The 11,283-nt window shown below is 74.4% G+C and carries 11 protein-coding genes and 1 pseudogene; 5 read left to right on the top strand and 7 right to left on the bottom strand.

The genetic code is table 11. The features are described from left to right. Window positions 1-97 precede the first annotated feature (97 nt). Window positions 98-1,312, bottom strand: a complete 1,215-nt coding sequence (locus ACFRQN_RS37055) for a pyridoxal phosphate-dependent aminotransferase (protein WP_049652769.1) — start codon at window positions 1,310-1,312, stop codon at window positions 98-100. Window positions 1,313-1,409: 97 nt separating this feature from the next. Between ACFRQN_RS37055 and ACFRQN_RS37050 the strand changes: the two are divergent. Both ACFRQN_RS37050 and ACFRQN_RS37045 read left to right on the top strand, forming a co-directional pair. Continuing rightward, window positions 1,410-1,763: pseudogene (locus ACFRQN_RS37050) on the top strand (winged helix-turn-helix transcriptional regulator); the annotation flags it as partial. A 344-nt stretch (window positions 1,764-2,107) separates the two neighbouring features. Beyond that, window positions 2,108-2,953 carry an SGNH/GDSL hydrolase family protein gene (locus ACFRQN_RS37045; protein ID WP_380744940.1) on the top strand — a complete coding sequence of 282 codons (846 nt, stop codon included), beginning with the start codon at window positions 2,108-2,110 and terminating at the stop codon, window positions 2,951-2,953. 38 nt (window positions 2,954-2,991) lie between these two features. Here the strand turns inward: ACFRQN_RS37045 and ACFRQN_RS37040 are convergent, their stop codons facing one another. Then, a complete protein-coding gene (locus ACFRQN_RS37040; protein WP_380744938.1) occupies window positions 2,992-3,654 on the bottom strand; it encodes a GNAT family N-acetyltransferase in 663 nt (220 codons plus the stop codon). A 130-nt stretch (window positions 3,655-3,784) separates the two neighbouring features. On the opposite strand from ACFRQN_RS37040, the gene ACFRQN_RS37035 reads away from it, so the two are divergent. Further along, the gene (locus ACFRQN_RS37035; protein ID WP_380744935.1) at window positions 3,785-4,723 is read left to right on the top strand and encodes a pentapeptide repeat-containing protein; all 939 of its coding nucleotides are present in this window, start codon (window positions 3,785-3,787) and stop codon (window positions 4,721-4,723) included. A gap of 4 nt (window positions 4,724-4,727) precedes the next feature. Here ACFRQN_RS37035 and ACFRQN_RS37030 read toward each other — a convergent pair whose 3' ends face one another. The 3 genes from ACFRQN_RS37030 to ACFRQN_RS37020 form a co-directional block, all read right to left on the bottom strand. After that, on the bottom strand, window positions 4,728-5,288 hold the full coding sequence (locus ACFRQN_RS37030; RefSeq protein ID WP_079272064.1) for a DinB family protein: 561 nt from the start codon (window positions 5,286-5,288) through the stop codon (window positions 4,728-4,730). Window positions 5,289-5,330: 42 nt separating this feature from the next. Then, on the bottom strand, window positions 5,331-5,783 hold the full coding sequence (locus ACFRQN_RS37025) for a hypothetical protein (protein WP_380744933.1): 453 nt from the start codon (window positions 5,781-5,783) through the stop codon (window positions 5,331-5,333). 102 nt (window positions 5,784-5,885) lie between these two features. Next, window positions 5,886-6,620, bottom strand: coding sequence for a tyrosine-protein phosphatase (locus ACFRQN_RS37020; protein ID WP_380744931.1), 735 nt, complete (start codon window positions 6,618-6,620; stop codon window positions 5,886-5,888). A gap of 134 nt (window positions 6,621-6,754) precedes the next feature. On the opposite strand from ACFRQN_RS37020, the gene ACFRQN_RS37015 reads away from it, so the two are divergent. Beyond that, window positions 6,755-7,096 (top strand): DUF5713 family protein, encoded by a 342-nt coding sequence (locus ACFRQN_RS37015; RefSeq protein ID WP_049658165.1) that lies wholly within the window; start codon window positions 6,755-6,757, stop codon window positions 7,094-7,096. A 16-nt stretch (window positions 7,097-7,112) separates the two neighbouring features. Here ACFRQN_RS37015 and ACFRQN_RS37010 read toward each other — a convergent pair whose 3' ends face one another. After that, window positions 7,113-8,012 carry an aminoglycoside phosphotransferase family protein gene (locus ACFRQN_RS37010; RefSeq protein ID WP_380744929.1) on the bottom strand — a complete coding sequence of 300 codons (900 nt, stop codon included), beginning with the start codon at window positions 8,010-8,012 and terminating at the stop codon, window positions 7,113-7,115. A 145-nt stretch (window positions 8,013-8,157) separates the two neighbouring features. After that, complete coding sequence (locus ACFRQN_RS37005; RefSeq protein WP_074002216.1) at window positions 8,158-8,550, bottom strand: PPOX class F420-dependent oxidoreductase; 393 nt, start codon at window positions 8,548-8,550, stop codon at window positions 8,158-8,160. Window positions 8,551-8,729: 179 nt separating this feature from the next. Between ACFRQN_RS37005 and ACFRQN_RS37000 the strand changes: the two genes are divergently transcribed. Further along, entirely contained in the window at window positions 8,730-11,210 is a 2,481-nt protein-coding gene (locus ACFRQN_RS37000; protein WP_380744927.1) for a Tex family protein, read from the top strand. The last annotated feature ends 73 nt before the right edge of the window (window positions 11,211-11,283 follow it).

Here is an 11,283-nt window from a genome sequence, read left to right as displayed (position 1 = left end):
GAGCCACTGCGGAGCATTGGCGACCGACGACAACGCGGCGAGGTGCGTGCCCCGGCGTCGCCCCGCAGACGCGAGTTTGAAGACAGGCCCTAGGCGGTCAGCTCTGCCGGTACGTCGCGAGGAAGCGCCCGATCCGGTTGATGGCCGTCTCCAGGTCGTCGGCCCGGGGCAGGGTGACGAAGCGGAAGTGGTCCGGGCGGGGCCAGTTGAAGCCGGTGCCCTGGACGACGTGGATCTTCTCGCGCAGCAGCAGGTCCAGCACGAACCGCTCGTCGTCGACGATCCGGTGCACCGCCGGGTCCAGCCTGGCGAAGGCGTACAGCGCGCCCTTGGGCTTGACGCAGCTGACGCCGGGGATCTCGTTGAGCGCCTTGACCGCGATGTCGCGCTGCTCGGTGAGCCGGCCGCCGGGCAGCACCAGGTCGTTGATGGACTGGTGGCCGCCGAGCGCGGCCTGCACGGCGTACTGGGCGGGCACGTTGGGGCACAGCCGCATGCCGGAGAGCATGGTCAGGCCCTCCAGGTAGTCGGTGGCGTGCTGCCGGGGCCCGGAGACGACCAGCCAGCCGCTGCGGAAGCCGGCCACCCGGTAGGCCTTGGAGAGGCCGTTGAAGGTGAGGGTGAGCACGTCGTCGGCCAGGGCGGCCAGGCAGTGGTGCTCGGTGTCGTCGTAGAGGATCTTGTCGTAGATCTCGTCGGCCAGCACCATCAGGTGGTGGCGGCGGGCCAGGTCGAGGATGCCCTCCAGCAGTTCCTTCGGGTAGACCGCGCCGGTGGGGTTGTTGGGGTTGATGACGACGATCGCCTTGGTGCGGGCGGTGATCTTGGCGGCGATGTCGTCCAGGTCCGGGTACCACTCGGCCTGTTCGTCGCACAGGTAGTGCACGGCCTTGCCGCCGGCCAGCCGGACCACGGCCGTCCAGAGCGGGTAGTCGGGCATCGGCACGAGCACCTCGTCGCCGTCGTCCACGAGCGCGGTGACGGCCATCTGGATCAGCTCGGAGACGCCGTTGCCGAGGTAGACGTCGTTGACGGTGACGCCCTCGACCCCGCGCTGCTGGTAGTACTGCACCACCGCGCGACGGGCGGGCAGGATGCCGCGCGAGTCGCTGTAGCCGTGCGCCTTGGGCAGGTTGCGGATGATGTCCTGGAGGATCTCCTCGGGCGCCTCGAAGCCGAAGGGGGCGGGGTTGCCGGTGTTCAGCCGCAGCACGCTGTGCCCGGCCTCCTCCAGGGCGTTGGCCTGGTCGACCACCGGGCCCCGGATCTCGTAGCACACGTCATTGAGCTTGCTGGACTGTCGAAACTCCATCTGCGGCCTCCCGACCGTCACCACCGCTCCGTTGCTTCAGCTTTGTTCTACCAAGTGAGTACTTGGAAAGTCCAACCTCTTGGCTATGCTGATCCGCATGTCACGCCGAAGCTACGACCAGTACTGCGCCGTCGCCCGCGCCCTGGACGCGGTGGGGGAGCGCTGGAGCCTCCTGATCGTCCGTGAGCTCCTCGGCGGCCCGCGCCGCTACACCGACCTGCACGCCGACCTGCCCGGCGTCTCCACCGACATCCTGGCCGCCCGGCTCAAGCAGCTGGAGGGCGACGGACTGATCGCCCGCCGCCGACTGGAGCGGCCCGCCAACGCGACGGTCTACGAGCTGACCGGACGCGGCCGCGAACTGCGGCCGGTCGTCGAGGCGCTGGGGGAGTGGGGCCTGGCCGCCCTCGGCGAGCAGCGGCCGACCGACGCCGTGCGCGAGCACTGGTTCACGCCCCGGAAGGCGGGCGAGGAGGCGGGCGAGGAGGCGGTGGCCGTGACGGGCTGACCGTCGCGGTGGGCGCGGTGCCTGCGGCGGGCACGGTGGCCTGAATGGGGCGGCGGCAAGGCCCCCGTCGCCGACCGCCGCCCCGTGGGCTCAGGATGGCCCGGGCCGATAAACGAACGATCGGCGTGTGATGAGCGCCGAGGTTCGCCGGGGTCCGTCGGGGTTCACCGGGGTTCGCCGGGTTCGTCGGAGCCGCCGGGGCCCGCTGCGGTTCCGGACGGGCACGCACGTACGATCGTCGGATCGTCGAACCGCCGGAGTCATCCCGGGAGAGCGGAGGCCAGCCCGTGCCCACCCCCTACCGCAGCTACGTCGCCGTCGGCGACTCCTTCACCGAGGGCATGTGCGACGACCTGCTGCCGGACGGCCACTACCGGGGCTGGGCCGACCGGGTCGCCTCGGCACTGGCCGCCGAGCACGCGGAGCACGCCGAACGCTCTGAGTGCGCCGAACGCTCTGAGCAGGCCGAGCACGCCGAGCCGGAGTCCGCGGGCACCGGCTTCCGGTACGCCAACCTTGCCGTCCGCGGCAAGCTCATCGGCCAGATCCACGACGAGCAGCTCGCCCCCGCCGCCGCGATGGGCGCCGAGCTGGTCACCCTGGCCGGCGGCCTCAACGACGTGCTGCGTCCCGGCTGCGACATCGACGCCGTCGAGCGGCTGCTCGGCCGCTGCGCCGACGGGCTGCGCGCCACCGGCGCGACCGTCGTGCTGTTCACCAGCACCGACCCGACCCGCCGGATGGCGGGCGGCGCCCGGCTGCTGCCCGCGATCCTGCGGATGAAGGCCTTCGTCCAGGAACTGGGCCGGCAGGACGGCTTCGTCGTGGTCGACCTGTTCTCCGCGCCCTGCTTCGACGACCGCCGACTGTGGGCCGAGGACCGCCTGCACCTGTCGCCCGAGGGGCACCGCCGGGTCGCCGAGGGCGTGCTGGAGGCGCTCGGCCGCCCCGCCGCCTTCGACTGGCGCGCCCCGCTGCCCGCCGCCGCCCCGGCCGGCCGCGCCGAGCGGCTGCGCGAGGACGCCCGCTGGCTGGGCACCCACGTCGGCCCGTGGATCGGCCGCCGCCTCACCGGCCGCTCCTCGGGCGACGGCCGCCCGGCGAAGCGGCCGGAGCTGCTGCCGTACCGCTGAGGCCCGCCGCCCGGTGCCCGGGCGCCACGGGCCCCGGCCTACTCGGTGTCGTGGACGCCCGGCGCGTCGAGGACCAGGCTCGCCATCGGGGCGTGGGTGGCCCAGCCGAGCGCCGTGTAGAGCGCCTGCCCCTCCGGGGTGCCGACCAGCACGCCGGTGCGCGCGCCCCGCTCGTGCGCGGCGGACTGGAGCGTCCGCATCACCAGGGCGCCCAGGCCCCGGCGGCGGTGCTCCGGCGCGGTGGTGATCTGGTCCGGTACGGCCACGGGGCCGGCCAGGCCCGCCTGGCCGCGGGCGGCGAGGTGCCCGTCCCCGGTGCGCACCAGCGCCCGGAGGATCCCGCCCCGCTCCCAGATGGTCACGGTGTACCCGGCCGGGGCCTCGGGCCGCTCGGGGACGAGCGGGACGCTCATCAGGAAGCCCGGCGCGTCCAGCCGCCACCGTTCGTCCAGCCAGGGGCGCACGGTGGCGTCCTCGGCGAACAGCTTCAGCCAGGTGGTCGGCGCGGTGACGGTCTCGCCGAGCTTGCGGACCTCGGCCTCGGTCGGCTCCGGCAGCACGTGCCGGCCGACCTCGCCGACCGGCGCGCCGACGTCGATGCTCCAGCCCCAGGGCTGGTCCACCGGCTCGGCGGAGCCGCGCGAGACGGCCCAGCCCGAGATCCACATCCGGACCAGTTCCCTGATGTCCGGTTCCCGCATGGCATCCACCCCCGTGTGTAATGGTCTCTACTGCGCTGGGCAGCTTACCGGCGCCGAGGGTCGTCTGCCCAGTAGGATTCCGGGGTTCACCGCGCCGACCGGCGCCCCGCTGCTGGAAGGACCCCGGAACGTGCGCGAGACCGAGTCGCCGCAGGACCAGACGGCGGCCGCGCCGACCCCGCAGCCGACCGCGCTCCGGGCCGACTGCGGCAGCTGCTTCGGGCTCTGCTGCGTCGCTCTGCCGTTCGCCGCCGGGTCCGACTTCGCCATGAACAAGCAGGCCGGCAGCCCCTGCCACAACCTCCAGGCCGACTTCAGCTGCGGCATCCACGTGCGGCTGCGCGACAAGGGCTTCCAGGGCTGCACCGTCTACGACTGCTTCGGCGCCGGGCAGCGGGTCTCCCAGGTGACCTTCGGCGGCCGCAGCTGGCGCGAGGAGCCGGACAGCGCCAAGGCGATGTTCGACGTCTTCCCGGTCGTGCGGCAGCTGCACGAGCTGCTCCGGTACCTCACCGAGGCGCTCACCTTCGCCCCCGCCCAGCCCGTCCACGACGAACTGCGGCAGGCGCTGGCGGAGACCGACCGGCTGGCCGGCGGCACCCCCGAGGAGATCCTCGCCATCGACGTCCCGGCCCACCGGCAGCGGGTCAGTGAGCTGCTGCTGCGGGCCGGCGAACTGGTCCGCGCGGCCGTCCCGCGCCGCCGCGAGCTCCGCGGCGCCGACCTCTTCGGCGCCCGCCTGCGCGGCGCCGACCTGCGGGGCGCCAACCTGCGCGGCGCCCTGCTCGTCGCGGCCGACCTCTCCGGCGCGGACCTGCGCCTCGCCGACCTGGTCGGCGCCGACCTGCGGGACGCCGCCCTGGCCGGCGCCGACCTCAGCACGGCCCTCTTCCTCACCCAGGCCCAGCTCGACGCCGCCCGCGGCGACGCCACCACCCGCCTCCCGGCCGGCCTCACCCGGCCCGCCCACTGGCCCGAGACCGCCCCGGCTCCCGCTGCGGGCGCCGGGGCCGGGCCCCGTGCGGGCAAGGGCGGCGGCCGCCCCGGTCGGAGCGGCCGCCGGCGCTGAGGCGCTACTGGCCCACCCGGCCGTCCACGCACTCGCGCAGCAGGTCGGCGTGGCCGCAGTGGCGGGCGTACTCCTCGATCCGGTGCACCTGCAGCTCCCGGATCGAGAGCCGGTCCTTCCCGACCCGCTCGCCCAGGTCCTGGTACCCGGCCAACGCGGCGTCCAGTGCGGCCTGTTCGCGCTCCAGGTCGTGGAACGCGGCGTCCACCACGGCCTGCTCGCCGACGGCCCCGTCGAAGTCCGCGTCCCGCCCGCCGTACAGCTTGGGCAGCGGCTCGCCGTCGGTGATCCAGTTCCGCCAGTCCCGTTCCACCCGGGCCAGGTGCCGGACCAGGCCGAGCAGCGACATCGTGGACGGCGGCACCGAGCGGCGGGCCAGCTGCTCCGGGGCCAGGCCGTCGCACTTCATCCGCAGGGTCAGCCGGTAGTTCGTCAGGTAGTCCTGGAGGGTGGCGAGTTCGCCGTCCGGGCTCGGGCCCTCACTGTTGCGGGGGTCGTCGTCCGGGTCGGCCCACATGTCGGGGTAGACGGTCGCCTCGGTCCATCGCACGGGTTGCTCGGTCATGCCCGGCATCCTCCTTCGCAACCACCCCCGGCCGCCACCGGGTTATCGCACCCCGGGCCCCCGGGGCAGCCGCTCGCCCTCCGCCCCGAAGACGGCCCGGAGCACGGTGGCGACGTCGGCCTCCGGCACGGCGGCGCGGACCTCCGCCAGGACGCCCGGGAATCCGGCCTCGTCGATCACGCCCCGGTGCTCCTGGCGCAACCGGTGGACGAGCGCGACGAGTTCGGGGCGCAGCCGCATCCAGGCGCGGACGGCGTCGACCTCCTCCTCGACCAGCCGCAGGAACCAGCGCATCACCTCGTACGGGATGTCGACGGCCCGCCCCCGCGGGTCGAGGCTGATCATCGGCTCCTGCGCCGGGTCCTCGTCGGGGACGACCGCGGCGACCAGGGCCCGCGGGTCCGCCCTGAGCCGCAGTTCGAGGAAGTAGGCGTCGTCGGACAGGTCGTACCCGGTGGTGACGCTGTAGTCCGGGTCGGGGCTCGGCGTGGGCATGGCGGCATGCTGCCAGGCGCCGCTCCGCCGGGCGAGGGCGTTTCGGGGGCGTCCGCGCACGGGGCGTCGGACCGGCCGACCTCCCGTGCGGGGCGGCGGGGCTCAGTCGGTCAGTAGGCGGGCGCGCAGGGTGTCGATCTGCGCGCGGTCGATGCCGAGGGCGCCGGTGAGGTAGGCCCCGACCGAGCCGTGGCGGTCGGCGAGGTCGGCGAGGGTGAGCCGGATGACGGCCTCCGGGGCGCGCCCGTAGCCGGGCCAGCGCAGGGTGCGGCCGGGGTGGGCGGCGTGCCACTCGGCGACGAAGTGCGCGGTGGCGAGCTCGGTGAGGGCGAAGTCGGCGGCGATGTCGTCCTCGCCGACGCCGAGCAGGGTGAGCAGCAGGGCGGCGATCAGCCCGGTGCGGTCCTTGCCGGAGGCGCAGTGGAAGACCACCGGGGCCTCGGCGGCCGTGATCACGTCCAGCGCCTGGCGGATCTCCTTCACCCCGTCCTCGGCGACCTCGGCGAAGCGGTCGGCGAGGTGGCGCCAGGGGTCGACCTCCGGGTCGATCTCGGCCTGGTCGTACGGGCGGTGCTCGATCGAGAGGTTGTGGTACTCCAGGCCCTCGAACCCGGGCACCCGGCCCTTGGCGGCGATCTCCCAGGGGTAGCGGAGGTCGATCACGGTCCGCACGCCGAGCGCCTGGAGCCGGTCCAGGTCGGCGGGGGAGCCGAGCTTGCCGAGCGAGTCGGAGCGGTACACCAGCCCCCACCGGACGGACCGCCCGCCGGCGCCCGGGTAGCCGCCCAGGTCGCGGAAGTTGTGCAGGGCCTCGAACTCGATGTGACGTGTGGTCATGCGCGGCACTCTAACCAGCGCGTCAAGCGCCGCCGGGCCGGGGGAGCGGCGGCGGCCGGCCCGGGCGCCGCGGTCTGTCAGTGGTGTCGGGCAGGATCGGCACGTCGGTTCTTCGGAGGGACGGAAAGGGCGTCATGGCGATCACGAACGAGCAGGTGACGGAGCAAGAGTTCCTGCGGGAGATGTCCGAGGACCCGTACTTCCCCGACCACCTCGTGGCCAAGGGCAGGGCCATCCTGGTGCGGCTGTGCGAGCGGATCGAGGCCGAGCGGCCGGCGGACCTGCCGGCGCTGTACGTGCTCTCCCACGCCGCCGCGGAGGAGTTCAACCGTCTGGACACGGAGTTGAAGGCGGCGGGGAGCGAGATCGAGACGGCGGCGCGGGAGGACATCGCCGAGGCCTTCTGGATCATCGCCTCGGCCTACGGCTTCGAGGACGCGGACGTGGAGGAGATGGTCGAGCCCCGGGAGTGGTGACGGGCACCGCCCTGCCCTACACGCCGCGGTCGGCGAGGACCTCGCGGACGACGTGGCGGGCGTTGGCGGTCAGGGCCTGGTCGGTGTGGCGGTAGTACGGGATCGTCACCAGGGCGAGGGAGAACGCCCAGGCGCGGCCGCGGGCCCACATGGCCTCGTCCGCGTGGAGGGCGGCGCGGAAGGCGGGGCGGGCGGTGGCGGGCAGCAGGTTCCAGGCGGCGATCAGGTCGGCGGTCGGGTCGCCGACGCCCATCAGGGCGAAGTCGATGACGGCGGCGAGCCGGCCGGCGCCGGTGAGCAGCAGGTTGCCGGGGGTGAGGTCGCCGTGCAGCCAGACCGGCGGGCCGGCGTAGTCGGGCAGTCGAAGTGCCTTGTCCCACAGGGCGGTCGCGGCGTCGGTGTCGATCGAGCCGGAGAGCTGGGCGATGGCCGCGCGGGTGGCGCCGTCGCGGGAGGCGAGCGGGACGCTGCGCTGGGAGACGGGGGCGTCGGCCGGGTCGACGGCGCGCAGGGCGTTGACGAAGCCGGCCAGGTCGCGGGCCAGCGCCTGGGGTGCGGCCAGGGCGTGGACGACCGGGTTGGCGCCGTCCAGCCAGTGCAGTACGGACCACTCCCACGGGTAGCCGGCGGCGGGCCGGCCGACCGCGAGCGGTGCCGGGACGGGCAGCGGCAGCCGCGGGGCCAGCCGGGAGAGCCACTGCTGCTCCCGCCGTAGGCCCCCGGCGGCCCACTCCACCCGGGGCAGCCGGACGGCGAGTTCGGGCCCGAGGCGGAACATCGCGTTGTCCGCCCCGGAGGTGGCGGCGGGGGTGACCGGGAGGCGCTCCCACTGCGGGAACTGGGCGGCGATCAGCCGCCGCACCAGGGCCGCGTCGACCACCGGCCCGTCGGGGTGGATCCGGGTGGCAGCGCACATGCCCGGCAGCGTACAGCTCCGGTCGTCGCCGTTCAGCCGGATTGCCGAACTGCTCACATTCCGACGGTCGTTCGAACCGGAACGCGCGATTTCGGCCACCCGGCGACGGCCCTGACAGCCCTGACGGCCCCGACGGCCCCGACGGTCACCCGAAGGTGACCCGCACCCCGATGGTGCCGCCCTTGCCGAAGCGCAGCACGTTGGCGGTCAGCGCCACCGCGCACAGCAGGCCGTACTTGCGCCGCAGCAGCTTCCGGTAGGCGGGCGCCCGGTCGGGGTCCAGCACCGCGGTGGCCGGCACCTGGGCGCCGAGCAGGTTCCCGCGGATGTCGCTGGGCCCGACCAGCACGTCCGAACGGTTGCGCAGGCGCTTGACCTTGCCGGTCTTGGTGACGGTGGTGAAGACCAGCGCGTCCCCGTCGCGCGCGACCCACACCGGGGTGGCGACCGGAGTGCCGTTCCTCCGGTAGGTGGTGAACAGCAGGTACTTGGCGGCGGCGAGCCGCTCCAACTCGGCGGCGGCATCCAGAGTGTCCATGCCCGCCAGCCTAGGAAGCCGCAACTGGGCCCCGCTCAAGCCTCGGTGGAGCCCCGGGGCCGTCAGCCGGAGGCGCGCGCCACGCCCGGCCGTCCCGGGGGCGGCCGGTCGGTGTCGTCGGCACCTGCCAGAATGCAGGGCGTACGGCGCAAGCACTGATGGAGAAGGTGACCGGCTTCGTGACCACGCCAGTCGAACAGGTGGCCCGGCAGGCCCAGCAGGCGATCGAGCGGCAGATCGCCGAGGAGCTGGGTGTCCGCGAGGGGCAGGTGAAGGCGGCCGTCGATCTGCTCGACGGCGGCTCGACCGTGCCCTTCGTGGCCCGCTACCGCAAGGAGGTCACCGGCTCCCTCGACGACGCCCAGCTGCGTGCCCTGGAGGAACGGCTGCGCTACCTGCGCGAGCTGGAGGACCGCCGGGCGGCCGTGCTGGAGTCGATCGAGGCCCAGGGCAAGCTGGACGACGCGCTGCGCGCCCGGGTGCTCGCCGCGGACTCCAAGGCCCGCCTGGAGGACATCTACCTTCCGTTCAAGCCGAAGCGGCGCACCAAGGCGCAGATCGCCCGCGAGGCCGGCCTGGAGCCGCTGGCGGACACCCTGCTGGCCGACCCGGGGCAGGACCCGGCCGCGCTGGCCGCCCAGTACCTCAACGAGTCGGTGGCGGACGGCGCCGCGGCCCTGGAGGGCGCCCGGGCGATCCTGGTCGAGCGCTTCGGCGAGGACGCCGACCTGGTCGGCTCGCTGCGCGAGCGGATGTGGACCCGCGGCCGGCTGGTCGCGAAGGTCCGCGACGGCAAGGAGGGCGACGGCGCCAAGTTCGCCGACTACTTCGACTTCGCCGAGCCGTACACCCGGCTCCCCTCGCACCGCATCCTGGCGATGCTGCGCGGCGAGAAGGAGGAGGTGCTCGACCTCGACCTCTCCCCGTACGACGGCGAGTCCGAGGGCGACCTTCCGGGCGAGAACGACTACGAGCAGCGGATCGCCGCCCGCTTCGGCATCGCCGACCGCGGCCGCCCGGCCGACAAGTGGCTGGGCGACACCGTCCGCTGGGCCTGGCGCACCCGCGTGCTGGTCCGGCTCGGCATCGACCTGCGCGCCCGGCTGCGCGCCGAGGCCGAGGAGGAGGCGGTGCGGGTCTTCGCCGCGAACCTGCGCGACCTGCTGCTCGCCGCCCCGGCCGGCACCCGCGCCACCATGGGCCTGGACCCGGGCTTCCGCACCGGCGTGAAGGTCGCCGTGGTGGACGCCACCGGCAAGGTCGTCGCGTACGACACGATCTACCCGCACCAGCCCGCCAACAAGTGGGACGCGGCCCTGGCGACGCTGGCGGCCCTGGCGAAGAAGCACGACGTCGACCTGGTCGCGATCGGCAATGGCACCGCCTCCCGGGAGACCGACAAGCTCGCCGAGGACCTGCTGGGGCGCCACCCCGAGCTGAAGCTCACCAAGGCGATGGTCAGCGAGGCCGGCGCCTCGGTCTACTCGGCCTCCGCGTTCGCCTCGCAGGAGCTGCCGGACCTGGACGTGTCGATCCGCGGCGCGGTCTCGATCGCCCGCCGGCTCCAGGACCCGCTGGCCGAGCTGGTCAAGATCGACCCCAAGTCGATCGGCGTCGGCCAGTACCAGCACGACCTGAGCGAGGTGAAGCTCTCCCGTTCGCTGGACGCCGTGGTCGAGGACTGCGTCAACGCCGTCGGCGTTGACGTCAACACCGCCTCGGCGCCGCTGCTCACCCGGGTCTCCGGGGTCACCGGCACGCTGGCCGACAACATCGTCGCGCACCGCGACGCCAACGGCCCGTTCCGCACCCGCCGGCAGCTCAAGGACGTCTCCCGGCTGGGCCCCAAGGCCTTCGAGCAGTGCGCGGGCTTCCTGCGCATCCCCGGCGGGGAGGACCCGCTGGACGCCTCCAGCGTGCACCCGGAGGCCTACCCGGTGGTGCGCCGCATCCTGGCCGCGACCGGCGGGGAGCTGCGCGAGCTGATCGGCAACGGCGAGCGGCTGCGGGCGCTGCGCCCGGCGGACTTCGCCGACGACACCTTCGGCGTGCCGACCGTCACCGACATCCTCGGCGAGCTGGACAAGCCGGGCCGCGACCCGCGCCCGGCCTTCCGCACCGCGACCTTCAAGGAGGGCGTCGACAAGATCGGCGACCTGGAGGTCGGCATGGTGCTGGAGGGCGTGGTCACCAATGTCGCCGCCTTCGGGGCCTTCGTGGACGTGGGCGTCCACCAGGACGGGCTGGTGCACGTCTCGGCGCTGTCGAGGAACTTCGTCAAGGACCCGCGCGAGGTGGTCAAGCCCGGCGACATCGTCAAGGTCCGGGTGCTCACGGTGGACGTGCCGCGCAAGCGGATCGGGCTGACCCTGCGGCTGGACGACGAGGTCGGGCGCGAGCGCGGCGGGGACCGCGGCGACCGCGGTGACCGCCAGGCCCGCCCGCCGCGCCAGGAGCGCCGGGGCGGTGGCCAGGGCGGCCAGGGCCAGGGCGGTCGCGGCGGCCAGGACCGGCGCGGCGGCGGTCAGGGCGGCGGCGGTGACCGCGGCGGCTCCGGCGGCGGTGCGCCGGCCAACAGCGCCATGGCGGACGCGCTGCGCCGCGCGGGCCTGACCGGCGGCGACGGCGGCCGCGGCGACCGGCGCTCCGGGCGGCGCTGAGCGGCTGAGCGGAGCCGAACCGGCACCCGGAACCCGACAGCGGCAGCGGCCGGGGCCGGTGGACGTCACGGTG

The sequence above is a fragment of the Kitasatospora sp. NPDC056800 genome (assembly GCF_042789775.1).
GTDB lineage: Bacteria > Actinomycetota > Actinomycetes > Streptomycetales > Streptomycetaceae > Kitasatospora.
The sequence above is the reverse complement of the archived record's forward strand: the minus strand, read 5'-3'. Positions and strand labels throughout refer to the sequence as shown.